The sequence below is a fragment of the Hyphomonas neptunium ATCC 15444 genome, assembly GCF_000013025.1.
Taxonomy (GTDB): Bacteria; Pseudomonadota; Alphaproteobacteria; order Caulobacterales; family Hyphomonadaceae; genus Hyphomonas; species Hyphomonas neptunia.
Genome location: NC_008358.1, coordinates 2,922,031 through 2,947,912 on the forward strand (window position 1 = coordinate 2,922,031; position 25,882 = coordinate 2,947,912).

General features: G+C 63.8%; 25 protein-coding genes. 11 read left to right on the top strand and 14 right to left on the bottom strand.

The window, feature by feature from the left end; translation table 11 throughout:
• Positions 1-176 precede the first annotated feature (176 nt).
• Together HNE_RS13660 and HNE_RS13665 are read left to right on the top strand one after the other, a co-directional pair.
• Complete coding sequence (locus tag HNE_RS13660) at positions 177-1,232, top strand: Kelch repeat-containing protein (protein WP_011647737.1); 1,056 nt, start codon at positions 177-179, stop codon at positions 1,230-1,232.
• A gap of 32 nt (positions 1,233-1,264) precedes the next feature.
• On the top strand, positions 1,265-1,924 hold the full coding sequence (locus HNE_RS13665) for a glutathione S-transferase family protein (protein ID WP_011647738.1): 660 nt from the start codon (positions 1,265-1,267) through the stop codon (positions 1,922-1,924).
• Positions 1,925-1,932: 8 nt separating this feature from the next.
• Here the strand turns inward: HNE_RS13665 and blaOXA are convergent, their stop codons facing one another.
• Together blaOXA and HNE_RS13675 are read right to left on the bottom strand one after the other, a co-directional pair.
• Entirely contained in the window at positions 1,933-2,754 is an 822-nt protein-coding gene (gene blaOXA, locus HNE_RS13670; protein WP_011647739.1) for an OXA-1090 family carbapenem-hydrolyzing class D beta-lactamase, read from the bottom strand.
• A gap of 61 nt (positions 2,755-2,815) precedes the next feature.
• Entirely contained in the window at positions 2,816-3,307 is a 492-nt protein-coding gene (locus tag HNE_RS13675; protein WP_011647740.1) for a single-stranded DNA-binding protein, read from the bottom strand.
• A gap of 226 nt (positions 3,308-3,533) precedes the next feature.
• Between HNE_RS13675 and uvrA the strand changes: the two genes are divergently transcribed.
• Positions 3,534-6,512 (top strand): excinuclease ABC subunit UvrA, encoded by a 2,979-nt coding sequence (uvrA, locus tag HNE_RS13680; RefSeq protein ID WP_011647741.1) that lies wholly within the window; start codon positions 3,534-3,536, stop codon positions 6,510-6,512.
• Positions 6,513-6,529: 17 nt separating this feature from the next.
• Here the strand turns inward: uvrA and HNE_RS13685 are convergent, their stop codons facing one another.
• Both HNE_RS13685 and HNE_RS13690 read right to left on the bottom strand, forming a co-directional pair.
• Positions 6,530-7,510, bottom strand: coding sequence for a hypothetical protein (locus HNE_RS13685; protein ID WP_011647742.1), 981 nt, complete (start codon positions 7,508-7,510; stop codon positions 6,530-6,532).
• A 54-nt stretch (positions 7,511-7,564) separates the two neighbouring features.
• On the bottom strand, positions 7,565-8,380 hold the full coding sequence (locus HNE_RS13690; RefSeq protein WP_011647743.1) for a hypothetical protein: 816 nt from the start codon (positions 8,378-8,380) through the stop codon (positions 7,565-7,567).
• 98 nt (positions 8,381-8,478) lie between these two features.
• Between HNE_RS13690 and trmFO the strand changes: the two genes are divergently transcribed.
• Both trmFO and ttcA read left to right on the top strand, forming a co-directional pair.
• Complete coding sequence (trmFO, locus tag HNE_RS13695; RefSeq protein ID WP_011647744.1) at positions 8,479-9,882, top strand: methylenetetrahydrofolate--tRNA-(uracil(54)-C(5))-methyltransferase (FADH(2)-oxidizing) TrmFO; 1,404 nt, start codon at positions 8,479-8,481, stop codon at positions 9,880-9,882.
• Positions 9,883-9,887: 5 nt separating this feature from the next.
• On the top strand, positions 9,888-10,775 hold the full coding sequence (ttcA, locus tag HNE_RS13700) for a tRNA 2-thiocytidine(32) synthetase TtcA (RefSeq protein WP_011647745.1): 888 nt from the start codon (positions 9,888-9,890) through the stop codon (positions 10,773-10,775).
• On the opposite strand, the gene HNE_RS13705 is transcribed toward ttcA, so the two are convergent.
• From HNE_RS13705 to HNE_RS13715, 3 genes are all read right to left on the bottom strand, one after another.
• Positions 10,776-12,065 carry an acyl-CoA dehydrogenase family protein gene (locus HNE_RS13705; protein WP_011647746.1) on the bottom strand — a complete coding sequence of 430 codons (1,290 nt, stop codon included), beginning with the start codon at positions 12,063-12,065 and terminating at the stop codon, positions 10,776-10,778.
• A 95-nt stretch (positions 12,066-12,160) separates the two neighbouring features.
• Complete coding sequence (locus HNE_RS13710; protein WP_011647747.1) at positions 12,161-13,474, bottom strand: MATE family efflux transporter; 1,314 nt, start codon at positions 13,472-13,474, stop codon at positions 12,161-12,163.
• Positions 13,475-13,573: 99 nt separating this feature from the next.
• Positions 13,574-14,875 (bottom strand): acyl-CoA dehydrogenase family protein, encoded by a 1,302-nt coding sequence (locus HNE_RS13715; protein WP_011647748.1) that lies wholly within the window; start codon positions 14,873-14,875, stop codon positions 13,574-13,576.
• A gap of 130 nt (positions 14,876-15,005) precedes the next feature.
• On the opposite strand from HNE_RS13715, the gene HNE_RS13720 reads away from it, so the two are divergent.
• Together HNE_RS13720 and HNE_RS13725 are read left to right on the top strand one after the other, a co-directional pair.
• Positions 15,006-15,752 (top strand): sulfite exporter TauE/SafE family protein, encoded by a 747-nt coding sequence (locus HNE_RS13720; protein ID WP_011647749.1) that lies wholly within the window; start codon positions 15,006-15,008, stop codon positions 15,750-15,752.
• A 170-nt stretch (positions 15,753-15,922) separates the two neighbouring features.
• A complete protein-coding gene (locus HNE_RS13725; protein ID WP_011647750.1) occupies positions 15,923-16,816 on the top strand; it encodes a LysR family transcriptional regulator in 894 nt (297 codons plus the stop codon).
• A gap of 23 nt (positions 16,817-16,839) precedes the next feature.
• Here the strand turns inward: HNE_RS13725 and HNE_RS13730 are convergent, their stop codons facing one another.
• From HNE_RS13730 to HNE_RS13740, 3 genes are all read right to left on the bottom strand, one after another.
• On the bottom strand, positions 16,840-18,576 hold the full coding sequence (locus tag HNE_RS13730; protein WP_011647751.1) for a cation:proton antiporter: 1,737 nt from the start codon (positions 18,574-18,576) through the stop codon (positions 16,840-16,842).
• A 57-nt stretch (positions 18,577-18,633) separates the two neighbouring features.
• Complete coding sequence (locus tag HNE_RS13735; RefSeq protein ID WP_233351916.1) at positions 18,634-19,089, bottom strand: nucleoside deaminase; 456 nt, start codon at positions 19,087-19,089, stop codon at positions 18,634-18,636.
• Positions 19,090-19,163: 74 nt separating this feature from the next.
• The gene (locus tag HNE_RS13740) at positions 19,164-19,832 is read right to left on the bottom strand and encodes a crotonase/enoyl-CoA hydratase family protein (protein ID WP_011647753.1); all 669 of its coding nucleotides are present in this window, start codon (positions 19,830-19,832) and stop codon (positions 19,164-19,166) included.
• Positions 19,833-19,977: 145 nt separating this feature from the next.
• Between HNE_RS13740 and rsmD the strand changes: the two genes are divergently transcribed.
• Entirely contained in the window at positions 19,978-20,538 is a 561-nt protein-coding gene (gene rsmD / locus HNE_RS13745; protein ID WP_011647754.1) for a 16S rRNA (guanine(966)-N(2))-methyltransferase RsmD, read from the top strand.
• Here the strand turns inward: rsmD and HNE_RS18125 are convergent.
• Both HNE_RS18125 and HNE_RS13755 read right to left on the bottom strand, forming a co-directional pair.
• The gene (locus tag HNE_RS18125; protein WP_011647755.1) at positions 20,535-20,948 is read right to left on the bottom strand and encodes a hypothetical protein; all 414 of its coding nucleotides are present in this window, start codon (positions 20,946-20,948) and stop codon (positions 20,535-20,537) included. The genes rsmD and HNE_RS18125 overlap by 4 nt on opposite strands.
• A 75-nt stretch (positions 20,949-21,023) precedes the next feature.
• Positions 21,024-22,055, bottom strand: a complete 1,032-nt coding sequence (locus tag HNE_RS13755) for a patatin-like phospholipase family protein (protein ID WP_011647756.1) — start codon at positions 22,053-22,055, stop codon at positions 21,024-21,026.
• A gap of 85 nt (positions 22,056-22,140) precedes the next feature.
• Here HNE_RS13755 and HNE_RS13760 point away from each other — a divergent pair, with 85 nt between their 5' ends.
• The 3 genes from HNE_RS13760 to HNE_RS13770 all read left to right on the top strand — a co-directional run bounded on the left by HNE_RS13760 (position 22,141) and on the right by HNE_RS13770 (position 24,790).
• Positions 22,141-23,391 carry a class I SAM-dependent RNA methyltransferase gene (locus HNE_RS13760; RefSeq protein ID WP_011647757.1) on the top strand — a complete coding sequence of 417 codons (1,251 nt, stop codon included), beginning with the start codon at positions 22,141-22,143 and terminating at the stop codon, positions 23,389-23,391.
• Positions 23,388-23,834: an NUDIX hydrolase gene (locus tag HNE_RS13765; protein ID WP_011647758.1), complete on the top strand. Its 447-nt coding sequence runs from the start codon at positions 23,388-23,390 to the stop codon at positions 23,832-23,834. The genes HNE_RS13760 and HNE_RS13765 overlap by 4 nt, the downstream gene beginning before the upstream one ends.
• Positions 23,835-24,004: 170 nt before the next feature.
• Positions 24,005-24,790 carry an SDR family NAD(P)-dependent oxidoreductase gene (locus tag HNE_RS13770; RefSeq protein ID WP_011647759.1) on the top strand — a complete coding sequence of 262 codons (786 nt, stop codon included), beginning with the start codon at positions 24,005-24,007 and terminating at the stop codon, positions 24,788-24,790.
• Positions 24,791-24,897: 107 nt separating this feature from the next.
• Here the strand turns inward: HNE_RS13770 and HNE_RS13775 are convergent, their stop codons facing one another.
• Together HNE_RS13775 and HNE_RS13780 are read right to left on the bottom strand one after the other, a co-directional pair.
• Positions 24,898-25,191, bottom strand: coding sequence for a hypothetical protein (locus HNE_RS13775; RefSeq protein WP_035592615.1), 294 nt, complete (start codon positions 25,189-25,191; stop codon positions 24,898-24,900).
• Between the two features lie 163 nt (positions 25,192-25,354).
• On the bottom strand, positions 25,355-25,714 hold the full coding sequence (locus HNE_RS13780) for a hypothetical protein (protein ID WP_011647761.1): 360 nt from the start codon (positions 25,712-25,714) through the stop codon (positions 25,355-25,357).
• Positions 25,715-25,882: the final 168 nt, after the last annotated feature.

Consider the following 25,882-nt stretch of genomic DNA (forward strand, 5'->3'; position numbering starts at 1 on the left):
GAAAGGCCTTCTGCAGTCTTGAGTCCGGGTTCAGGACGGGGACGTCCGAATCGCCATTTTTGCTGGATATGAGACTAGCAGCCGCGCCGCGCCGGGGCTACCATCCAGATGCCTTTATTTGCAGTGAATTCCGGGCTTTCCGGCCGATTTCCGCCCCCGCCTGAACGGAGCCTAACATGCCAGAATCATTGAAGTTTCGCCTGTCGAGACGTGAGGTCTGGCTGGGGATGGGGGCGGCCCTTGCGGCAACCGCCTGCAAAGGCCCCGACGAGGCGATCGCGGGCGGCTCTGCCGGGCTGCCCGGCGGCTGGTCGATGGGGGAGGCGCTGCCCTTCCCCGTGCAGGAGATTTATCCCTGCCTGCATGACGGGGCGATCCATCTGGCAGGCGGCTTCATCGCAGAAAATGGCCAGATTACAGGGCCAACTGCCCGCCATCATGCCTGGCGCCCCGATGGGCAGGGCTGGCGCGCGCAGGCGGCCTTGCCGGTTGCCCGGCACCATCCCCACCTCGTCAGCTATGCCGGTCAACTCTACGCCATCGGCGGATTTCAGGCCTCGTCTCCCGCCGCGATGTGGGAAATGCAGGGCACGGGCTGGCGGCTCGACGCTGCGGCAGGCCGCTGGGACGCGGCGCCGGCCCTGCCCCGGCCCTGCGCCGAGGCAGTCGTTCTGGCAAATCGCAGCGGCGGGCTGCATCTGATCGGCGGACGCTCCCCGGCCGGCACGGCGAACGCGGCCTGGGGCGACCAGACCGATCAGGCGCATCATTTCGTGCTGACGAGCTCCGATGGACGCTGGCAAAAGGCCGCCCCCTGCCTCACCGCGCGCAACAGCGCGGCGGGCGCGGAGATCGGCGGCAACCTGCATGTGGTGGGCGGACGCAGCGTGGCAGGCGGCAATACGGCCGCGCATGAGGTATATGACGCGCGCGAGGACAGGTGGCGGAACGCTACGCCGATGCCTCAGGCGCAGGGCGGGCTGGCGGCGGCGGCGCTGGGCGGGAAGCTCTACGCGTTTGGCGGGGAATTCTTTGACAATGGCGGCGGGGTGTATCCGGAATCCTGGGTCTATGATCCGGCGTCTGACGCCTGGGCCGCAATTGCCCCGATGCCCCATCCCCGCCACGGGCTGGGCGCGGTGGCGCTGGGCGGAGCGATCCATGTGATCGGCGGGGCGCTGAAAGCCAGCGGCACCGACACCAGCGCGCTGGTCGAAATCTACCGGCCCTGAATTTGGCGAAAAACGCTCAAAGGAGCTCTGCAATGACTCTCGCGCTTTATGGTCACCTCTTCTCCTCCTACACGCAGAAGGTGCTGATCGCCCTTTATGAAAACGCCACGCCGTTCGAGTTTCGCGCTGTGGGGCCAGAGACGCCCGAGCATGAGCAAAGCCTGAAAGCGCGGTGGCCGCTGGGCAAATTTCCGGTGCTTGTGGACGGGGACCGGAACGTCGCCGAGACGAGCATCATCATCGAATACCTGCAGCTTCACCATTCCGGCCCTGTACGCCTGTTGCCGGATGATCCGGCAGCGGCGCTGGGGGTGCGGTTTCTGGACCGGTTTTTTGACCTGCATGTGATGGACGCCGCCCAGCATGCGGTGAATGGCGCGCTGACGGGCGATCCCGTGAAACGGGCAGACGGCGTGGCGCTGTCAAAAGAGAAGCTGGAGCGGGCCTATGGCTGGCTGGAAGGCCAGTTGGCGGGGCGGACATGGGCAGCGGGCGAAGCGTATACGCTGGCGGACTGCGCGGCGTCGCCTGCCCTCTTCTATGCCGATTGGGTGCACGAGATTTCGGGTGACTATCCGGTGCTGCGGGCTTACCGGACACGGCTTCTGGCGCGGCCATCTTTTGCGCGCGCCGTGGACGATGCGCGCTATTTCCGGCCGTATTTTCCGCTCGGCGCGCCGGAGCGGGACTAGGCGGAAAGTTACTGGGCTACCGGAAGGGCGCCAATCGCGCGAAGCGCGCGTTCCACGGCTGCGCGGCGTTTGGGGGCCTCGTCCATGCCGCCGGGCATGTCCATGTTGAGGGCGAAGGCGTAGGTGCCCGGCGCCTCGCCGGAGGACTGTTCGACCCAGCCGACATACCAGCCGATGTCCATCTGGCCTTCGACGCTTTTCCAGCCGGTCTTGCCGTAGAGCGTCCAGCCCTCGCCGCGATCGACTTCCATGACCGGCACCGCCAGATCATAGGTGCGGGCCGAGAGGGGCAGCGTGCGGCGGGCAAGGCGGGAGAGGAATTCCACCTGCTCGGTCGCCGAAATGGCGAGCGGGCCTTCCAGCCAGTAGCGGGTGATCATTTCCGGCCCGCCGATGTCGGCATTGCCATAGCCGAAGGCCTCAAGGCCTTCGGTGAGGCGGGCCGCGCCGATGCGGGGCACAACGATCTGATAGATCCAGACGGTAGAGCGCTGGAAGGCGGCCGCGAAATCCTGATCTTCATTCCAGCTGTCGACAAAGCGGGTTTCCCCGTCCCACTCGAAGCTTTCCTCCGGCCCTGTGACGGCGCCGGTTTCCAGCGCCAGAAGGGTGTGGGGGATTTTCGAGGTCGAGGCGGGCGTAAACCGCTCGCGAATGCGCGCGCCGCCGCTCGCCCAGACCTTTTCATCCTCAAGCCGATAGATCACCAGCGCCGAATCCGCCGGGCTAACCCCCTCGGCAAGCAGGGCCTGCTCAAGCAGGCGGGGTTCTGCCACGGGGATGCTCGCCGCCGGGCTGGCGCAGGCCGCCAGGACCGCGACTGCCAGCATCAGCAAGGCGCCCCACGGGCCCGTCCTCGAAGAAGCGGAAGCAGCGGTCATGCAGTCCTCCTCAGAACGGGATCTCGTCGTCGAGATCCTGGCTGAAGCTTTCTTTCGGGCCGCTCATCTGCTGGCGTCCGCCGCCATTGCCGCCGCCCGAATAGCCCATGTCACGGCCACCGCCGCCGGCACTGGCGCCGCCGCCTTCGCCGCGACCGTCGAGCATCACCAGCGTGGCATCAAAGCCCTGCAGGACAATCTCGGTCGTGTACCGGTCGTTGCCGTCCTTGTCCTGCCATTTGCGGGTCTGCAGCTTGCCCTCAAGATAAACCTTGGAGCCCTTTTTCAGATAACTCTGGGCAACCTTGACCAGGCCTTCGGAAAAGATGGCCACGGTGTGCCATTCGGTGCGCTCCTTGCGCTCGCCCGACGCCTTGTCGCGCCAGGTTTCCGAGGTTGCGATGCGCAGGTTGCAGACCTGCCCGCCATTCTGGAACTGCTTCACTTCGGGGTCAGCCCCGAGATTGCCCACCAGAATGACCTTGTTTACCGATCCCGCCATGTGGGGCCTCCGCGCTGAAATACTGTTTCGAGTCCGATTCGAGTTGTTCTACTCTTCCCCGGTCCCCATGTCGCCTCATCGGGACGAAATTCCACCGCCCCGCCTGCCCTTAAAAGCAGCTGACTGCAGAAGTTCACATTTTGTTCTTGTCGTCAAGCTGGACTCACGCCTACATATGACCATTCAGATTTTCCCCCTCTTTCAGACCTGCTGAGCGACTCCTCCCATGGCCGAATCCCCCTTCATCCGCGTTCGCGGCGCCAAGGAACACAATCTGAAGAATGTCGATGTCGACATTCCGCGCGGCGAACTGGTCGTGATGACGGGCCTGTCGGGCTCGGGCAAATCGTCCCTCGCGTTCGATACGATCTATGCCGAGGGGCAGCGCCGCTATGTCGAGTCGCTGTCGGCCTATGCGCGCCAGTTTCTGGAGCTGATGCAGAAGCCGGACGTGGAGAGCATCGAGGGTCTCTCACCCGCCATCTCGATCGAGCAGAAAACGACGAGCCGTAATCCGCGCTCCACCGTCGGCACGGTGACCGAGATTTATGACTATATGCGCCTCCTCTGGGCGCGCGCTGGCATCCCCTATTCGCCCGCCACCGGCCTGCCGATCGAAAGCCAGACGGTCAGCCAGATGGTCGACCGGATGATGGAGCTTGAGGAAGGCACGCGGCTTTACCTGCTTGCCCCGATGGTGCGCGGCCGGAAGGGCGAGTTCCGCAAGGAATTTGCCGAACTGCTGAAGAACGGCTTCCAGCGCGTGAAGGTGAATGGCGAATTCCATGAGCTGGAAGACCCACCGAAACTCGACAAGAAATTCAAGCATGACATCGATGTGGTGGTCGACCGGATTGTCGTGCGCGCGGGCATGGAGCAGCGGCTGGCGGAAAGCTTCGAGACGGCGCTCGGCCTCGCCCAGGGCATTGCGGTGGGCGAATATGCCGACATCGCGCCGGGGGAAACCGAGCCCAAGCGCATCACGTTCAGCGCCAATTTTGCCTGTCCGGTTTCCGGCTTTTCCATTCCGGAAATCGAGCCGCGGCTTTTCTCGTTCAACAATCCGTTTGGCGCCTGCCCGTCCTGCGATGGGCTCGGCGAACAGCTGAAGATCGACCCGGCCCTGATTGTTCCGGACAAGGATCTTGATCTGCTGAACGGCGCGATTGCTCCGTGGGCGAAATCTTCCTCGCCCTACCAGACGCAGACGCTGCAAGCGCTCTCGACGCATTACCGGTTTGATCTGGGCAAGCCTTGGAACAAGCTGCCGGAAAAGGTGCAGGACATCATCCTGCATGGCACCGGGGATGAGGAAATCCAGTTCGTCTATGATGACGGGATGCGCAGCTACAAGGTCAAGAAGACCTTCGAAGGCGTGATCCCCAATCTCGACCGGCGCTACCGGGAAACGGACTCGGCCTGGGTGCGCGAAGAGATCAGCCGTTTCCAGTCGGCCGCGCCCTGCCCGGCCTGTGGCGGCAAGCGCCTGAAGCCTCAGGCGCTGGCGGTGAAGATTGCGGGGCTGGATATTTCCGATGCCGGCGAGTTTTCCATCCGCAAGGCGGGCGAGTGGTTTGGCAAGGTGCACAAATCGCTGACCAAGCAGCAGAACGAGATTGCCAGCCGCATTCTGAAAGAGATCAACGACCGGCTGATCTTCCTCAATGATGTGGGGCTGGATTATCTGACCCTCAATCGCGGCTCGGGCACGCTGTCCGGCGGCGAGAGCCAGCGCATTCGCCTTGCTTCGCAGATCGGCTCTGGCCTCACGGGCGTGCTCTATGTGCTGGATGAGCCCTCCATCGGCCTGCACCAGCGGGATAATGAGCGGCTCCTGGAAACGCTCAAACGCCTGCGCGATCTGGGGAACTCCGTGATCGTGGTGGAGCATGACGAGGACGCGATCCTGCTGGCCGATTATGTGATCGATATGGGGCCGGCCGCCGGCGTGCATGGCGGGGAGATCATTGCATCGGGTACGCCTGAAGAGGTGATGAAAAACCCCAAAAGTCTGACGGCGGACTATCTCAACGGCACGCGCGAGATTGCCATTCCCAAGCGCCGCCCCGTGGCGAAAGGCTCGCGCCGCATCACGCTGAAGGGCGCGACGGGGAATAACCTCAAGAATGTCACTGCCTCGATCCCGCTGGCCACATTCACGGCCATCACAGGCGTGTCGGGCGGGGGCAAATCCACGCTCATCATCGAGACGCTTTACAAAGCGCTGGCGCGCAAGCTGAACGGCGCATCAGACCCGCCTTCGCCGTATGAGAGCCTGGAGGGCCTGCAGCATCTCGACAAGGTGATCGACATCGACCAGTCTCCCATCGGGCGCACGCCGCGGTCCAACCCGGCAACCTATACCGGCGCCTTCGGGCCGATCCGCGACTGGTATGCCGGCCTGCCCGAAGCCAAGGCGCGGGGCTATGCACCCGGCCGGTTCAGCTTCAACGTCAAGGGCGGGCGCTGTGAGGCATGCCAGGGCGACGGCGTCATCAAGATCGAGATGCACTTTTTGCCGGACGTCTATGTCACCTGCGAGACCTGCAAGGGCAAACGCTATAACCGCGAGACGCTGGACGTTCTCTTCAAAGGCAAGTCGATTGCCGATGTGCTGGACATGACCGTGGAGGACGCGGCGAAGTTTTTCTCCGCGATGCCGGCGATTTTCTCAAAGCTCGACACGCTGAACCAGGTGGGCCTTGGCTATATCAAGGTTGGCCAGCAGGCGACCACGCTTTCGGGCGGCGAGGCCCAGCGGGTGAAGCTCGCCAAGGAACTCTCCAAACGCGCGACGGGCCGTACACTGTATATTCTCGACGAGCCGACGACCGGCCTGCATTTCGAGGACGTGAAGAAGCTGCTGGAAGTGCTCCATGAACTGGTCGACGCGGGCAACACGGTCGTCGTCATCGAGCATAATCTGGACGTGGTGAAGACCGCCGACTGGGTGCTCGATCTTGGCCCTGAGGGCGGCGATGGCGGCGGCAAGCTGGTGGCCGAAGGCACGCCGGAAGACATCGCCGCGATCACCGAAAGCTGGACGGGAAAATTCCTCGCCGAAACCTTCCGCCGTCAGGACGAACGCCGCGCGGCCCGAAACAAGCGGGAGAAGGCAGCCGCGAAAACGGCGGCTGCGCCCGCCCCTGCCCCAAAGGCCAAGAAACCGGCGAAAAAAACAAAGGCCGGCGCCAGCGCGAAATAGCGCAGGCGCGCGGCGGCTCAGGAAAACACGTCGACGCGTTCGGCTTCGCTGGGGTCGTTGCGGGGGTCGTGGCGCGCGGCGAGTGAGGCCGGGGCGGCCACGAAATGCTGGGTGAGGCCCTGCACGAACAGGATCATGAAATAGATCAGCGCCATCGGGATGATGAAACCCGGTGAGAGGAAAATGCCGGCCAGCGCTTCGGTTGGCACGTCCCCCTGCTCTGGCAGCGTCATCAGAATCGGCATCATCACGAGCTGCGCCAGCATCGACACCATCTGAGACACAATGCTGACGACGATGGCGATGATCACATAAGCGCCCAGGATCGGCCAGAAGCGCCCCCGCGAGACATTCCACGCGTCGAAAAAGCGGATTTCCCGCTCCTTCACCGTCAGCGCAAAGCAGGGTGCCAGCCGCGTGGCGATGAAGACATAGAGGAAGAAGAAGAGAAACATCAGGCCAAAGCCGCCGAAGAAATACGCCATGAAGCGGCCTGCGGTCTGATCATCCATCGGGGCGCTGAGGTCTGAGCCCATGATCACGCTGATGGCGGTAAACAGCAGGATGCCCGGTATCAGGAAGACGGCGATGCTCATCACGCTCCAGAGAAGGCCGACGACCATCATCCGCAGCTCGTCCCCGCCAAAGCCGAGCGAGAATTTTTCGCCGAACAGGTAGCGCTTCTGCGAGGCGACCTCGAACATCGCCCAGATGACCCAGCCCAGCAACGATGCCACGCCGAGGACCGGCAGCAAGCCGCCGAGCCCGCCGAACATCAGCGCGAAGACTTCATCCGGCGCCGGGTTGGGGTCGTTCTCGATCTGCTGCATCGCCAGGAACCATTCGGCAATGCCCTGCCAGCTCAGGAGACCGATCACCAGGAACAGCACCACCAGGATGGCCGCATAAGACAGGCCGAACATCCAGGGGAAGCTTTTGAAATGCGGCGCCTTGAAAGGGTAGGTCAGCGCGCGGTCAAAGGAAAAGGCAGTGTTCATCTCGGTCTCCCCGTCAGCCGTTCGGGAGAGAGTATGCCTGATTGGCAATCTGCATCAATCGCCTGAAGAGGGGGGCGGCGCGGCTGGCTCTGCCGGTTTCAGCTTTTCCCAGGCTGCCGCCGCCATACCGTGGCCCGCTAGCAGGAAGGGCGCGAACACGATCACCCCCGCCGCCCCGCCAATGAAATGGCCCAGCGGCGTATCCGGCAAGGCCCGGTGGAGGGCGCTATTGATCGCAACGCCGAGGGCAAACGGCAGGATATGTGTGGCAAGGCTCGCCGGGAGGAGCGCTTTCAGGTGCCCCTTGGTGAGGCCCCAGGTGCGGAAGACGTGCGCTTCGCCGCGCGCACTGGTGGCGGCGCCATAGAGGGTCAGCCGCAGCGCGATCCAGCCCAGCAGAGCGGCGCCCACCCCGCAGCAAAGCATAAAGACTGCCCCGTAAGGCGTTGCCAGCATTGACATAAAGGCTTCCTGCGCGACCGCCGGGTCGGTGTCCTTGTCGAGCTGATACTGACCCGCCTCCTGCATCAGGATGCCGGGCAGCATCATCAGGAAGAAGATGACGAAGAAACCGATGAACACAAACGCCGCATAGGCCGACAAATTGGCATGGGCGAGCGGCAGGAAGGGCGCTTTTGCGCCGGGCATCAGCGCGCGATAGATGCGCCGGGAAAGCTCGGTTCCGGCCAGAAAGGCAAGGATGGCCGCGCCAACAGGCATCCAGAAACCAGTTTCTGAACGCAGGGCTGCCGTGTAGAGCCCGCCCGCAACCGCAAACAGGATCAGCCACAGCGCGGCGGGCTTCAACGCGGCCAAAGCCCCGCCCCAGGCAGCGGAAATCAGGGGAAAAATGGCAAGGCGCGCCGTCATATCGTCTCGTCTCATCTCGGGGCGCACACCTAAAGCCTCCCGCCCGGCCCGGCAAACGCTATCTTGACGCGCCGGGGCAGCGGGCTCATGTCCGGCGCATGACCCTGAAACCCATCCATGTAATCGGCGGCGGCATGGCCGGCTCCGAAGCGGCCTGGCAGATCGCCTCTGCGGGCGTGCCCGTCATCCTGCACGAAATGCGCGGCGTGCGCGGCACAGACGCCCACCAGACCGACAAGCTGGCTGAGCTTGTCTGCTCCAACTCGTTCCGCTCGGATGATCACACGACGAACGCCGTCGGCGTGATCCATGAGGAAATGCGCCGGGCGAACGGCCTGATCATCACCACCGCGAAAGACCATCAGGTACCCGCCGGCAGCGCGCTGGCCGTAGACCGGGAAGGTTTTTCCGAAGCGATCACGGCAAAGCTGGAAGCCCACCCGCTCGTCACCATCGTGCGCGAGGAAATCGCAGGCCTTCCGCCCGAAGACTGGGACAGCGTGATCGTCGCGACGGGGCCGCTCACATCGATTGCGCTTGCCGAAGCCGTTCGCGCCCATACCGGCGAGACAGACCTTGCCTTCTTCGATGCCATCGCGCCGATCGTCTATTTCGAGTCCATCGACATGGACAAAGCCTGGCGCCAGAGCCGCTATGACAAGGCGGGCCCTTCAGGTGATACGGCCGCTTACATCAACTGTCCGATGACGGAAGAGCAGTACAATGCCTTCCTCGATGCGCTGCTCGCCGCGCCCAAGACAGAGTTCCGCGACTGGGAAAAGGACACGCCCTATTTCGAAGGCTGCCTACCCATCGAAGTGATGGCAGAGCGCGGGCGCGAAACGCTGCGCTTTGGGCCAATGAAGCCGGTCGGCCTGACCAATCCACATAATCCCACGGTCAAGGCCCATGCCATCGTTCAGCTGCGCCAGGACAATGCGCTGGGCACATTGTGGAACATGGTCGGCTTCCAGACGAAGCTGAAATATGCGGCGCAGACGGACATTTTTCGGATGATCCCCGGCCTGGAAAAGGCCGAGTTCGCGCGCCTCGGCGGCATCCACCGCAACACCTTCCTCAACTCGCCCAAACTGCTCGACCGGCAACTGCGGATGAAGTCGATGCCGCGCCTGCGTTTTGCCGGTCAGGTGACGGGCGTCGAAGGCTATGTGGAGAGCGCGGCCATGGGCCTGCTCGCGGGCCGTTTTGCCGCCGCTGAGCGCCTTGGCCAGAGGCTCGAGCCGCCTCCGCCAACCACGGCCATGGGCGCGCTGATCAGCCATATCACGGGCGGGCACCTCGCCGAAAAACAAACCTTCCAGCCGATGAACGTGAATTTCGGCCTCTTCCCGGATATTACCGATTATTCGAAGACGGACGAAAATGGCAAACGCCTGCGCGGCAAGGACAAGGGCCGGGCAAAAAAAATCGCCCAGGCCATCCGTGCGCTGCAGGACTTTGACGCCTGGTTGGCAGGTGAAGCCGTGGTGGCTGCGGAGTAAAACAGATGGCTGACACCTCCCTCTCCCCCGTTTTGCCGCTGTTTGCGAACACGCCGTCGAGCGTCAGCTTCAAGAAGCTGCGCAAACGGCTGGTGCGCGGGGCGCTGGAGGTGATCGACACGTACGGTCTGGTGGACCGCCGCGCCATCGAAACCGGCGAAAAGCCACACCCTAAATGGCTGGTCTGTCTCTCCGGCGGCAAGGACTCCTATGGCCTTCTGGCTGTGCTGCTGGATCTGCAATGGCAGGGCGCGCTGCCCGTAGACCTCATCGCCTGTAATCTCGATCAGGGCCAGCCGGGCTTTCCCAAGCATATCCTGCCAGAGTGGCTGACGCAGAACGGTGTCACCCACAAGATCATCACCGAGGACACCTATTCCATCGTGACCGACAAGGTGCCCGAAGGGCGCACCTATTGTTCGATGTGTTCACGCCTGCGCCGGGGCATTCTTTACCGCGTCGCGCGCGAGGAAGGCTGTGAGGCCATCGTGCTCGGCCACCACCGGGATGACGCGCTCGCCACCTTCATGATGAACCTCATCCATGGCGGGCGCCTGGCCGCGATGCCGCCCAAGCTGCTGAACGATGACGGCGATGTGCAGGTGTTCCGCCCGCTGATCACTGCTGCGGAAGATGACCTCGCCAAATTTGCCGAGGCGATGGAATTTCCCATCATCCCCTGCAATCTCTGCGGCAGCCAGGATGGCCTTCAGCGCGTGGTGATGAACCGCATGCTGGACGAGTGGGAGCGCAAGAAGCCGGGCACGCGGCAGGTGATGGCCAAGGCACTTACCAATGTGCGCCCCAGCCATCTGCATGATCCGCGCGTCTTCGACTTTGCCGGCCTGATGCTCGGCGGCAAGGGCGAGGACGACCCGAACGTTCCTTTCTAGTTACACCCTCTCTTGCACCGGCGGCCAAGCAATGCCGGCCTCCGGGCGGTGGGCGGGATAGGCCGGTGCCTCGCGGTACTTTCTCACCTCATTGCGGGCAATCGCGCGCAGGTGCACCTCGTCCGGCCCATCTGCAAGGCGGAGCGTGCGGATACCGGCATAAAGTTCAGCCAGGCCAAAATCATCTGTCACGCCTGCTCCGCCATGGGCCTGGATTGCCTCATCAATCACCTTCAGAGCGGCGCGCGGGGCAGCCACCTTGATCATGGCAATCTCGTTGGCCGCGCCCTTGTTGCCGACCGTGTCCATCATGTAAGCGGCTTTCAGGGTTAGCAGGCGCGTCATCTCGATGTCGAGCCGGGCTTCGCCGATCCTCTGCTCCCAGATGGATTGCTGGGAAAGCGCCTTGCCGAAAACTTCCCGTGCCAGAACGCGGCGTGTAAGTTTTTCCAATGCCACTTCGGCCGCGCCGATGGTGCGCATGCAGTGATGGATACGCCCTGGCCCGAGACGGCCTTGTGCAATCTCAAAGCCCCGGCCTTCCCCAAGGATCAGGTTTGCAACAGGCACGCGAACATCTTTCAGCAACACTTCGGCATGGCCATGCGGGCTGTCATCATACCCGAATACGGGCAGCATACGGAGTATCTTGATGCCCGGCGCGTCCATCGGCACGAGGATCTGGCTTTGCTGTTGATGGCGCTCGGCGCTCGCGTCCGTCTTGCCCATCACGATGGCGACCTTGCAGCGCGGATCGCCCACACCGGAGGACCACCATTTGCGGCCGTTGATGACGTATTCCTCGCCCTCGCGGGTGATCGTCGTCTCGATATTGGTGGCGTCGGAGGAGGCAACCAGCGGCTCTGTCATCAGGAAGGCCGAGCGGATTTCACCGCGCAGCAACGGCCCGAGCCAGCGCTCCTTTTGCAGCGGCGATCCATACCGGTGAAGCACTTCCATATTGCCGGTATCTGGCGCCGAGCAGTTGAACACTTCAGACGCAAACGACACACGGCCCATGATCTCCGAGAGCGGCGCATATTCGGCATTGGTCAGTCCGGCGCCGCGATGGCTGCTCTCGTCGTGATCTTCGCTCGGCGGCAGGAACAGGTTCCACAGGCCTTCAGCCTTGGCCCGCTCCTTCAGGCGTTCCAGCACGGGGTTGACGCCCCAGCGGTCCTTTTCGTGGTGGGCCTTGTAGTCGGGCACGGCGGGATAGACATGCTGGTCCATGAATGCGCTGACACGCGCGATATAATCTTTCGTCTTTGGGCTGAATTCGAACTGCATCGTCTCTCTCCGGTCTCATCTGTCCGGGGAAAGCCTGCGCCTCTGGCAGAATGGGCGGAATACGGATGTTTGCGGATGCCCGCGCGGCAAGCGTCTCAACCGCGCGCAGTTTCCGGCGCAAGGCGCCCCATCAGGCGCGGCCAGTAGAGCGCCAGCGCGCCGGCGCGGTAGACATAGCTGAGAAGGAAAGCCGTCCAGACGCCCGCATTGTTGAACGCCGGGGCAAGCGTCAGGTCCGTTACAAGGTATGCCGCCATCGCCAGCATGCCGGCATTGCGCACGGCCGGCCCCTGCGTCGTGCCCAGAAACAGCCCGTCGAGTTGCCAGGCGGCGACCCCGATGAAAGGGACCGCCGCGCACCAGGGCAGATAGGCCAGCGCTGCGTCCCGTGCGGCCGGGTCAAGAATGAAGGCGTGGATAACCGCGCCCCCGCCCAGCCAGAAGACCAGCGAAAACAGCGCGCCACAGGCCAGCGCCAACTCGCTCGTCACCCGCATGGCCCGCACCAGCCGTGCCCGGTCCCGCGCGCCATAGGCCGCGCCCGCTTCCTTCTCCGCGACAAAGGCAAACGCGTCGAGCACGAAGGCGGAGACAGCGATGAATTGCAGCAGCACCTGATTGCCCGCCATGACGGCTATGCCCTGTTGAGCGCCGGAATTCACGAACCAGGCAAAGCTGAAAAGAAGCGCCAGTGTACGGATCATGATGTCGCGGTTGGCGCTGATGAGGGAGGTGAGCTTCGCCCGGTCCAGCAGCTGCCCGCCGGGGCCAAGGGCCGAGCGCACGATGACCAGGCCGAGCGCCAGCGCCGCCCATTCCGCCATCGCCGTCCCTACGCCGATCCCCGCCGGCCCCCAGTCGAACACCGCCACAAACAGGAAATCGAGCCCGCCATTGACGGCGTTCATGCCGATCTGCACGGCGAGCAGCGCGCGCGTGCGGCCCGTGCCGATCAGCCAGCCGGTGATGGCAAAGCCCATGAGCGCGGCAGGCGCGCCCCAGATGCGGCCCCAGAAATAGGCCGCCGCTTCGGCCTCCACAGGGGCGTCTGCCTGGAACAGGGCGAGGGAAAAATGCGAGACCAGCGGGAAGGTGATGAGGATGAGCAGGCCCAGCCCGCCGCCGAGCAGCAGCGCGCGCTTGAGAATGGCGTTTGTCTCGCCGGTGTCACCTGCCCCATCGGCCTGCGCGGTAAGGCCGGTGGTAGCCATGCGCAGGAAGCCGAAACCCCAATATAGAAAGTTGAACACAACCGCCGCCAGGCCTACGGCCGCCAGCTCCGCCGCTGTGCCGTAGCGCCCCATCACGGCAGTATCGACAATGCCGGTCGTTGCGGTCGCCACCTGCGCCAGCATGATGGGCCAGGCGAGCGCCAGCGCGCGCGAACGGGTGAGAATTGAGGTAGTCATGACCGGCAGGGCTTAGCGGGTTTCAAAGGCCGGCGCACGAAAAAACCCTCCCTGTGCGTACAGGGAGGGTTTCTTCAATCGTGTGGCAAAGTGCCAGGCTTATTTGCGCCAGATGGCGGCCAGCGCAGGATCTTCCACCCCGCCTTCATATTTGCGCAGTTCGCTGCGGCCGACGACCATGTGGTGGACTTCGTCCGGGCCGTCTGCCAGGCGCAGTGTGCGCTGGCTGGCATACATGCGGGCGAGCGGGGTCCATTGCGAAACGCCGGTTGCGCCGTGGATCTGGATCGCCTGGTCGATGATCAGGCACACGCGCTCAGGCACCATGGCTTTCACCATCGAAATCCAGACGCGGGCTTCCTTGTTGCCGAGAACATCCATTGCCTTGGCGGCTTTCAGAACCATCATGCGCATCGCTTCGATTTCAATCCGCGCGCGGCTGATGATCTCGGTGTTGCCGCCGAGTTTCGCCAGCGGGCGGCCGAACGCTTCGCGGGCCAGGCCACGCACGCACATCAGGTCGAGCGCTTTTTCAGCCGAACCGATGGAGCGCATGCAGTGGTGGATACGGCCAGGGCCGAGGCGCAGCTGCGAAATCTCGAAGCCACGGCCTTCGCCGAGCAGCATGTTTTCCTTCGGAACGCGGACATTCTCAAAGCGGATGTGCATATGGCCGTGAGGCGCGTCAGGCTCGCCGAACACGTGCATCGGCCCGAGGATCGTGACGCCTTTATAAGGCAGCGGCACGAGGATCTGGCTCTGCTGGCGGTTCACATCGTCGCCATTATTGGTTTTGCACATGACGATCATGATCTTGCAGCGCGGGTCGCCGGCGCCGGAGATGTAATACTTGTCGCCGTTGAGCACCCACTCATCGCCTTCCAGAACGGCGCTCATCGAGACGTTCTTTGCGTCCGAGGAGGCCATGCCAGGCTCGGTCATGGCGAAGGCGGAGCGGATCTTGCCTTCCAGCAGCGGCTTCAGCCACTGTTCCTTCTGGGCGGGCGTGCCGACGCGCTCGAGCACTTCCATGTTGCCGGTGTCAGGCGCCGAGCAGTTCATGGTCTCTGAAGCCAGCGAGTTCTTGCCGAGTTCAGCGGCAATGTAGGCGTAGTCGAGGTTCGACAGGCCTTCGCCGGTTTCGGCGTCGGGCAGGAAGAAGTTCCAGAGGCCCTGCTTCTTGGCTTCGTCCTTGGCTTTCTCCAGGCATTCCAGCTGGCCGGGAGCGTAGGACCAGATGTCCTTGTTGTTCTCGCCGAGGCGGTGGAACTCTTCGCTCATCGGCTGAACGGTTTCCGCAATGAACTTCTTCACATGCTCGTAAAGCGGGCGTGCGCCTTCGGACATGCGCAGGTCGTTGAGTTCCTCATAGGCGTCGGGGGTACGTTGGGTATCAGCCATGGCTGTGTTTCCTCTCTGGATGGGTGTTTGTCGTCTTCTTCCCTGAGTTCAGGGTAACTGAGATGGGGGGGCGCGTGCAAATTCTTTCGCCCCCTCGTGACACGCCGGAAAATGCGCTAAGGCGCAGGCCATGAGCCCGGTGATCGCCTTTGCGCTGCTGGTGACGGTGATCGTCACCTCCTTCATATCCGGCGTATTCGGCATGGCGGGCGGCCTGATCCTGATGGCGGCGCTGACTGCGCTGCTGCCGGTTGCCACCGCAATGGTCGTGCACGGCGCCGTGCAGATGGTCTCCAACGGCTACCGCGCGATCCTCTGGCGCAAGTTCATCGACTGGACGATCTTCCGCCGCTACGCGCTCGGTTCGGTTGCCGCCATTGGGGTTCTGTTCCTGGTCTCCTGGCGCCCGGAGGCGACAGCCGTTTACATCCTCCTGGCGCTCGCCGCCTTCACGGTCTGGATACCCAAGGCCTGGATCGACATAGATGTTCAGCGACGCGGCCAGGCCGAATTTGCCGGCTTTGCCCTGCAAGCCATGAACACCCTTGCCGGGGTCACCGGTCCGTTGCTCGACATTTTCTTCGCCCGCAGCGTGATGGACCGGCGCGCGGTCGTCGCCACCAAGGCGATCACGCAGGTGCTGGCGCATCTGGTGAAGATCGCCTTCTGGGGCGCCGCCCTGCTGGCCTCCACCCGCGAGAGCCTGATGCCGCCGCTCTGGTTCTTTGCCGCCGCTGTGCCGCTGTCCATGCTGGGCACCACACTGGGCGGGAAACTGCTGGAGAAGATGACCGACATCGACTTCCGCCGCTGGATGCGCTGGCTGGTGACCGCGGTGGGCATATTCATGCTGATACGCGCTGCAGGCTGGCTCTGAACCAGCCTCAGCCTGCCGGATTTCCGGCTCTGGCGTCAGGCGATCATGTAAGGATGTGCATTTCACGCCCCACACATGGCGCATGCAAGACTATTCGGCTACTTTATTTTATGAAACAATATCATCACTCGCCGTGATAATACGTTCCTGTTCCTCCCACAGGCCCTGCCATGAACCTCCGGTCTCTTGATCTCAATCTCCTGCCTGTGCTGGAGGCGATTTACGCCGAGCGCAGCCTGACGCGCGCCAGCGAAGTGCTTCACATCACCCAGCCCGCCGTCAGCAACGCGCTCTCGCGCCTGCGCCTGCATTTTGAAGACCCGCTCTTCGTGCGCGAGGGCCGCGGGGTGAAGCCCACCGCGATGACCGAAGCCCTGATGCCGGCGATCCGGGAATCCCTCGACAAGCTGCGCAACGGGCTCGAGCCGCGCTCGGTGTTTGAGCCCTCGCGCTCCACCCGCGTGTTCAATATCTCCAGCCGGGACGCGAGCGCGCACATTCTCGCCCCGCCGATTGCCCGCCGCCTGGAAGTGCAGGCGCCCGGCGTGCGTATCTCCTGGAGCCAGCCCCAGCGCTCGGCCATCGCCAGCGAGCTGGCTTCAGGGCGTCTCGACCTTGCCATCGACGTGCAGGACCTGCGCGGGGCAGACCTTGAACGTGTGCTGCTCTCCTCCACCAAATATGTCTGCGCGCTGGCGAGCGACCATCCGCTGGCAAACGAACCGCTGACGCTGGATAAATTCTTCAGCATGCGCCATATCGCCGTCTCCAGCCGCCGCGAAGGGCGCAGCCTGATCGAGGAGATGGCGCGCTCTCTGGGACACCGGATCACGCCCGTTCACCGCCTGCCCCACTATCAGCCTGCCCTGGAGGTTGTGCGCTGTACGCATCTCGCCCTCGCCGCGCCCCAGCCGGTCACCGAAGGCTCTGGCCTGGCCGTGATGAAGTTGCCGTTTGATTTTCCCTCGCCCGGCTCGATGCTCTACTGGCATCGCGAATATGCACAGGACCCGGCCCTGATGTGGCTGCGCGGGCTTATCCGGGATGTCTCCGTCACGCTTTAATCTGTGCACGCATCAGCAATGCATCAGGCGCGCCGGTATTCCTCGTCCCGCACAACCGCGAGAATGTCCCGCACGGTTTCGGTTTCATAGCCGAAGCCTTCCAGCGCCATCCCAGCCATCTGCAACCCGGACTCGACCGCTTCGGGCACCACATGCGCGGCGCCGGCTTTTTCAAGCTCGGCGGCATGTTCGCCGTCATGGGCGCGGGCAAGGATCAGAATGTCGCGATGCAGACTGCGCGCGCTGCTCACCATATCTCTGGCCCGGTTCGGATCATCCACCGTGACGATGAACTGCTCGGCTTTCGCAATGCCCGTCAGGGTGAGGATTTCCGGCCGCGCCGCATCGCCGACATAGGCTGTCAGCCCATCGAGGCGCGCCTGATGAACTTTCTCCGGGTCCCGGTCGATCGCCAGAATGGACACTTCCTCATCCTTGAGCACCCGCGCGACAGCCCGGCCAACCCGGCCATAGCCGGCCAGCACGACATGGTTTTCCATCTCTGACGGATCGGTCAGCTGCATGCCTTCGGGGTCCACCTTTGCCGGACGCCGCGCCGCGAGCTTTCGGCCAAGCTGGCCCAGCAGCGGCGTCAGCAACATCGACAGTCCCGCCACCGCCGCGGCAAAGGTCGCCACTTCCCGTGTCACGGCATTGCCCGCCTGCGCCGCCGTCAGAATGATGAAGGCAAACTCCCCGGCCGGCGCCAGCAGCAGCGCTGCCTCGATCGAGATCGGATGCCCCCCGGCAAACAGGCGGCAGGCAAGATAGGCAATCCCCACCTTGGCCACGATCAGCCCCGCCAGCACGGCGAGGATCGGGCCAAGCTGACCGGCGATGGCCGGCAGGTCGAGGCTCATGCCGACCGTCATGAAGAAGAGGCCCAGCAACAGCCCCTTGAACGGTTCAAGGTCTACTTCCGTCTGGTGTTTGAACTCCGTCTCCCCCACCAGCAGCCCGGCCAGGAACGCGCCCAGCGCAACCGACAGACCCGCGCTGTAGGTGATGGCCGCCGCGCCCACGACCGTCAGCAGCGTCAGCGCCATCAGGAAGTCGCGGCCCCCGCTCGCCGCCGCCAGCCGGAAAACCCGGCCCAGCAGGAAGTTGCCGATCACCCAGATCACCGCAATGGCAATCAGTCCCCGGATCAGCGCGTCCAGCAGCACGCCGCCCAGATTGGCGTCGCTCTTGAGGCCGACAAAGCCGACAAAGATCAGGATCGGCGCAACCATGATGTCCTGAAACAGCAACACACCCAGCGAAGTGCGCCCCACCGGCTGGGCCGCGCGCTTTTCCTCCACCAGCACCTGCATCACGATAGCCGTGGAAGACAGCGCCAGCGCGAGGCCAAGGATCAGCGATACCGCCGGATCAAGCCCGAGCGCCCAGCCCGCCACCGCGATCACCGCTGCGCTGAGCAGCGTCTGCATCCCGCCCGCGCCCAGCACGACCTTGCGCAAGGCCCAGAGCCGCTGGAAGGAAAACTCCACCCCCAGCAGAAAGAGCAGGAACAGCACGCCCAATTCGGCCAGCGGCAAGGCCGCTTCCGGTTCGGTAATCGAGAAGAAAGTGAGGACAGGATAGTCTTCGGCAAAATGGCCCAGCGCGTAAGGGCCAAGCCCGACCCCAGCCAGCATGAACGCGATGATGGTCGGCATCTTCAGCCAGCGCATGGCAGGAACAAGAATGCCCGCGGCGATGAGGAAAACCAGCAGATCCTTGATCAGGGTCGGGCTTGGCCCGTGCGCGGCATGCTCCATGGGCAAATCGTCCCCTTCAGATGTGAAGACCAGTCATGCAGCCTGATTACGGCTTTGTCAGCCCCGGCGGGTGCGGAAGAAGTCCCGGAGCAGGTCGGCCGCCTCAGCTTCGTGCAGCGCGTCCTGGCGCCATTCGGGCCGCCAGTGGCAGGTCGGCTGCTCGAAGAAGCGCGGCCCGCTCATCACCGCCCCGCCCTTGATGTCGGCCGCCGCAAAAACAAGCCGCCCGATCCGCGCAAAGCTGATCGCCCCGGCGCACATCGCACACGGCTCCAGCGTCACATGCAGGTCCAGCCCCGTCAGCCGGTAATTGCCAAGCTTCTGCGCCGCCGCGCGGATGGCAATGATCTCGGCATGGGCGCTCGGATCATGTGTGCCCACGGGGCGGTTATACCCCTCGCCAACGATCTCCCCGGTCTCCGGGTCCACCACCACGGCGCCCACCGGCACCTCGCCGGCCTTCGCCGCTTCACGCGCCAGTTCCATCGCGCGGGCCATTGCTTCAATCTGCATATTCATCGAACAGCAGATTGCGTCTCAGCCCCTGAAAGTAAAGGTAAATCCGTCAACGGATTACAGCCCCGCGTCTAAATTTCGAGCGTCGGCGCAATCAGATCAATTGCCGGCTGGCGGGCATACTTCTTGTTCCGGCCATAAGCGTAGTTGGCAATCGGGAGCAGCCGCTCGGCCTCCGCCATCGCCGCGCCCAGCACTTCGCCCGGCTCCACCACCTGGTCCACCCAGCCCACGGGCAGCGCTTCATCGGGCGTGTAGAGCTTCGCCTGCGCCAGCGCCTGCGTCAGATACATCGGGTTGAGCCTCGCCCGCGGCAGCTCCACCCCGAAGCCTGGCAGCGTCATGCCGTTCACCGTCTCATTCGCGCCGATCTTGTAGGCGCCCCGCGCCGCAATCCGCGTATCCCCGGCCAGCAGGATGAACGCCCCCATGGCAATGGCATGTCCCGTACACGCAATGACGACCGGCTTGTCAGAGGTAAACAGCCGGAACGCCAGCTTGCCCCCGCCCATCACCAGCTTGCGCACCTGATCGGGCTCGGATGAAGCGAGAAACTTCAGGTCAAACCCTGCCGAAAACCGCTCCGGCCGCCCGGCCAGCACGATCACCTTCGCCGCCGTCTCCGCCTCGTCCAGCGCCGCGTTCACCGCTTCCAGCATCGTCAGGCTGATGGCGTTGGCCTTGCCATCATCCATAGTGACGACAGCAATCTCATTCTCGATTTTCACGGTGGCGGTCACGGCGGGAAAGCTCCTCAGTTGCAGGCCTCAGAGAAACTCTAGCGTGAGTAGAAATCAAGCCCTCGCGCGGCGTCATCCCGAACGGTTGTCATTCGCGCGGCGCGGCCCTAGAGGCAGGGCGCACTCATAACGGAACACCCCTGCCATGCGCATCATCGCCGGACAGCACAAAGGCCGCAGCCTCACCGCCCCCAAGGGCATGACCACCCGGCCGACCAGCGACCGCACGCGCGAAAGCCTCTTCAACATCCTCGCCCATGCCCCGTGGGCCCCGCCGCTCGAAGGCGCCCGCGTGATTGATCTCTTCGCCGGCTCCGGCGCGCTTGGCCTGGAAGCAATGAGCCGCGGCGCCGCCTTCTGCCTGTTTGTCGAAACCGACCACGGCGCACGCGGCGCCATCCGCGACAATATCGAAGCCCTCGGCCTCTTCGGCCACACACGCCTCCACCGCCGCTCGGCCACCGACCTGGGCGAAAAGCCCGCCGGCGTCGGCGCCCCGTTCACCCTCGCTTTCCTCGACCCGCCCTATCACAAAGGCCTCGTCCAGCCTGCGCTCGACGGCCTCATCAGCGGCAAATGGCTCACCGAAGATGCCATCGCCATGGTCGAAACCGGCTCGGATGAAACGCTGATGTATAGCGGCTGGGAAGCCATCGACACGCGCGACTTCGGCGCCGCCCGCGTGCAGTTTCTGAAGCAGACCTAGCCGATCAGATCACTCGCAATGCATTTCTTCACGCCGCGCTCCACCTTGGTGGCGTGAAACGTGCCGCCCCCGCCGATGGCATAGAACATATAGCCCCTCGGCGCCCGCTGCCCGCGAAAGCAGGACGTGCCGGTGCCCGGATAGGTGAAACAGGCTTGGCCACCCTCGGTCACCTCCATCACACCTTCGGATATGTAATCGCCGATCTCATAGAGCGTCCGCCCGCCCGGCTCGACACATTCAGACCAGCGCTCCCCGGTCTGCACCACCACCCCGGCCATCCGCACCCCGAAGAGTTCAGCTTTCATCACATCCGCCGTGAGGGGCTCATTGCTGCCAAGCTTGGGATCGGCAAAGGCGCTGGTGGCCACGAGGCAGGCGACAAGCACGGAAACGGGAAAACGCTGCATGGAAGTATCCTTTCCGCGCCAAATCTACCTGAAACCCGCCAACCGCCAACGCGAATGTTCAGTCTGCGCGCGGCTCTAAACCTCCAGAAACTCTTTCCGGATATCAAAGCTCGACTGTTTCGTGCCCACATCCTTGGCGCACTCGGCCAGCCACCGGTCCGCCGCCCCCCGGCCCAGATCGCGCACCTCTGTCAGGAAGCGCCAGCGCGAGTCATATTTCGTCGCCAGCCCATAGCCGAGCAGATCCTGCCCGCCGCGAATGGCGTGGATATTCAGCCTGCGGTATTTCTTCATCAGCGGCTCTTTCAGCATCCCGTCATCAATCAGGCGCTGCACGAAGGCAATCGCGCGCAGCTCGCCGATGAGCGAGGCATTAAAACTGATCTCGTTCAGCCGCTCCTGGATCTCGGCGGCACGTTTGGGAACGCCCGGCCGCACCAGAGGATTGAGCAGCACAAGGAGCACATCCTGCGGCGCGCCCGAATAGATCAGCGGGAAGAGACTGGGATTGCCCATGAAGCCGCCATCCCAGAATGCCTCCTCGCCGATCTCCACCGCCTGAAAGGTTTGCGGCAGGCAGGCCGACGCCAGAACGGCATCGGCGGTAATCTCCGCTTTGGAAAACACCCGCACCTTGCCCGTCTCCACATTCGTGGCCGACAGGAAAAGCTTCAGCCCCGACGCATGCACCGCGTCAAAGTCCACCTGATTTTCGACAATCCGGCGCAGCGGATTGAAGTTGAACGGGTTGAAATCATAAGGGCTGGCAAAGCTCTGCAAGGCGCTGGCCATCTGAAAGCCCGCCGCGCCGAACACATTCATGCCGGAGCCCGCGTCCGACACCGCCCGCCACAGCTGCTCCATCGCCGCCCGGGCGCCTGCCGGCCCGCCTGCCGCCAGCCCGGCAGCATAGGCCACCGCATTGATGGCCCCGGCGGAGGTCGCTGAAATCGCCTCGATGTCGAGCGTCTCATCCTCGCTCAGCCGGTCCAGCACGCCCCAGGTATAGGCCCCGTGCGAGCCCCCGCCCTGCAACGCCAGGCTGATCGGCCTCGGTTTGCCAGTCGGTTTTCCGTTTGGCTTTCCGTTCTCACTGGCTTTTGCCATGCCCCGGCTCCTTTCGGTTGCGCCCTGTCCCTGCTAACGGAGGACACCGAAACCCGCCACCCCTCACACGCCGCCTGGAGATCAGATGCCCCCGCCTGCCGCGCCCCTGCGCACGCTCACCATCGACCATGTTGGCGCCCAGGGCGATGGCCGCGCGCGGGAGGGAGACCGCTGGGTGTCTGTGCCGTTCACTCTCGCCGGCGAGGTCGTCGAAGTCAGCGGCGAGGGCGACCGGCTGAGGCTGGAGCGGATATCCTCGCCGTCCTCTGAGCGCACAGCCCCGTCCTGCCGCCACTTCACCCGCTGTGGCGGCTGCACGCTGCAACACATGGCGCCCGCCCCCTATGCCGCCTTCAAGCGAGACCTGATCGTCCGTGCCCTGAAAACACGCGGCCTGGAGGCAGAGGTTACCGAGACCTGGATCACCCCGCCCGCTTCCCGCCGCCGCGCGACCTTCACCGCCCGCAAATCGGGCAAGACCATCATGGTCGGCTTTCATGGCCGCAAGAGCCATGAGCTGATCGCGCTGGAAGAATGCCCCGTGGCCCGCCCCGCCATCGTCGCCGCCCTGCCAAAGCTGGCCGGCATCCTCGCCCCGCTTTTCAGCGGCAAGGAAGACCTCAGCCTCCTCGTCACCGAAACCGCCTCGGGCCTCGACCTGCATGTGACGGGCATTCCCAAACAGGCCACCCGCCTTGCCCGCGCCGAAGTCACCAGCGCTGCCCTGCGGGCCGGCTTCGCCCGTGTCTCCCTCGAGGGCGAAGACGTGCTGACCGAGCGCCCCCCGCGCCTGCCCATCGGCGCGGCCAGTCTCCTGCCCCCGCCCGGCGGCTTCCTGCAGGCCAGCGCCGAGGCGGAGACCGAAATCGCCCGCCTCGTGCTCGGCCATCTCGGCGGCGCAAAACACGCCGCCGATCTTTTCTCCGGCTGCGGAACATTTGCCCTGCGCCTGGCAGAGCGCATTCCGGTCTTCGCTGCCGAAAGCGGGCGCCCCGCCATCGAGGCCCTGCGCGCCGCCGCCAATGCCGCTCCCGGCCTCAAACCCGTCACCGCCGATGTGAGAGACCTCTTCCGCAATCCCCTCGCTGCGGTCGAGTTGGCCCGGTTTGACGGTCTCGTGCTGGATCCCCCGCGCGCGGGCGCCTCGGCGCAGGCGGCCGAAATCGCCCGCTCCACCGTGCCGCGCGTCGCCTATGTCTCCTGCGATCCCGCCACCCTCGCCCGCGACCTGCGCGCCCTCGTCGATGGCGGCTACCGCCTCCTGCGCGCCCATCCGGTCGACCAGTTCCTCTGGTCGGCGCATGTCGAAGCCGTCGCGCTGCTGGAAAAGCCATGACCGTGCCCGCCGCCCCGCTGCCCGGCCGGCCGACGCCCGCCGTCGGCGCCGTCTGTTTCAAAGGCGAAGACGTACTCCTCATCCGGCGCGGTACGCCCCCGCTCGCCGGTGACTGGTCGATCCCCGGCGGCCGCATCGAATTTGGCGAGCGTACAGAGGCCGCCGCTCTGCGCGAGTTGATGGAAGAAACCGGCGTCACCGCCCGCCTCATCGGCCTCGTCGATGTCGTCGACGCGATCTTCACCTCACGCGCTTCGGGCGACGTCACACGCCACTATCTGCTGTTCGACTTTGCCGCCGTCTGGCTCTCGGGCGACCCGGTGGCGGGCGACGATGCCAGCCATGCCGAATGGGTCTCGCCCGAGCGGCTAGCCGCCATCGCCCTCTGGGAGGAGACCCGCCGGATCATCGAAGCGGCCCGCGCGATGGTCTCAGCGCTCTGAAAAACGCCAACCACCCGGAGCCCCGTTGGAGTTTTTGGGCCCCTCATTGGAGGAATCGTTGGAGTTTTTTGCGCTCCTTATCCCCCGTTTATTTTCCTTGACCCGCCCCTGCGTCAGGTCTGTCTGTACGCTTTAAGTCATCCAGAAGATACCAGGGAGGAATCAGGTTCATGGTCTACAAACCCTTTGATATGAGCGGCAAAGTCTGTGTCGTCACCGGCGGCAACAAGGGCATCGGCCTCGGCATGGTCGAGGCACTGGCCGCCTCAAACGCCGATGTTGTGATCTGGGGCCGCAAGACGGCCGACAACGACGCCGCCGTCAAATCCGCCTCGGGCCTCGGCACCGGCAAGGTCAAGGCCTGGGCCGTCGATGTCGGCGAAGAATCCCAGGTTATCAAGGCGATGAAAGAGGCTGAAGAAGAATTCGGCCGCATCGACGCCTGCATCGCAAACGCCGGCGTTGGCCGGGGCGCTGCCTCCTTCGAGACGATGACGCTGGAAACCTGGGAGTATAACGCCCGGATCAACTCCGTCGGCGCCTTCTTCACCCTGCGCGAAGCGGCCAAGTCGATGGTCGCCCGCGCCAAGAAGGGCGATCTCGGCGGCAGCCTCGTTGGCACCGCCTCCCTCGCCGGCATCGAAGGCGCTGGCCGCAACCAGGCTTACGCCCACACCAAAGGTGGCCTCATCGCCATGATGAACGCCTGCGCCGTCGAATACGGCCGCTATGGTATCCGCGCCAATTCCATCCTGCCGGGCTGGATCGCCACCGACATGACCGAGGGCGCGCAAGGCCAGGAAGTGTTCACCTCCAAGGTCATCTCCCGCGTCCCGATTCGCCGTTGGGGCGAGCCAGCAGACTTCGGCGGCATGGCCGTCTATCTCTGCTCGGACGCCTCGAAATACCATTCGGGCGACACGCTCGTCATCGATGGCGGCTACGCAAAATTCTAGCTCCTGCGGGCGGCGCCCTGCGCCGCCCCGCAAGCCACCCGCAAAGAAAAAGGCCGCTTCCCATCAGGAAGCGGCCTTATCTTTTAGCCGGTTACCCAGCCTCGAAGTTACTCAGGAGTGGCTTCTTCAGTCACTTCTTCCATAGCTTCTTCGGTCGCTGCAGCAGCGTCAGCAGTACCTTCGGCAACGGCGTCAGCGCCTTCAACGGCTGCGTCTTCAGTTGCTTCGTATGCGTCCATAACAGCTTCTTCGGTGGCTTCACCGGCTTCAGCAGCGGACTCTGCAGCGTCAGCAGCAGACTCTTCGACGGTCGTCGGCTCAGCTGCAGGCGCAGCTTCTTCGGTTGGACCGCAGGCGGCGAGAACGAGCGCAGCAGCGCCCATCAGGAACAGATTTTTCATGTTGGTAGTACCCCTGTTGTGTTCTTGCGAACGGCCGGTGCTTTAGCACCAATGTCCCGTTACTGAAAGTTCATTCTTCAGATCGGGAAAGCCTTTCGCGGGCTGGTTACAGAAAAACCCCCTCCCGCTGTGGGAAGGGGCGATTGTGAGCATTTCTGCCCGCTTATTCAGCAGCCTCGTCGGCAGCTTCCTCAGCGGCTTCTTCAGCAACTTCGGCTTCTTCAGCCACGTCTGCTGCAACGTCTGCTTCGACAGCGGCGTCTTCGGCAACGTCAGCAGCAACTTCTGCTTCCACCGCTGTTTCGTCTGCGGCTTCGGCTGTCACTTCAGCTTCAACGGCAGTTTCTTCAGCTTCGGCGGCAGCCTCTTCAGCAACCACGGCCGCTTCTTCAGCGACTTCGGCTGTGTCCTCAGCAACTTCAGCGGCTTCTACGGCGACTTCTGCTTCAACCGGTGGCTCGCTCGCGAAAGCAAAACCGGAGACAAAAGCTGCAGCAGCAGCACCAGCGAAAAGTTTCTTCATCAGAGCTTCCCCTCTTTAATTTTTTTGTCAGATGACACCCGTTGCCCAGATCAACCCAGCCAACTTCCAAAACTCTGGCTGGGGAACACGGCCAGATTGCGGCAAAGTGGCGGCAAAAAAGGCAACATGCCGGCAACCTGTTCCCTATTGCGTTGACGCTGGGGCGCG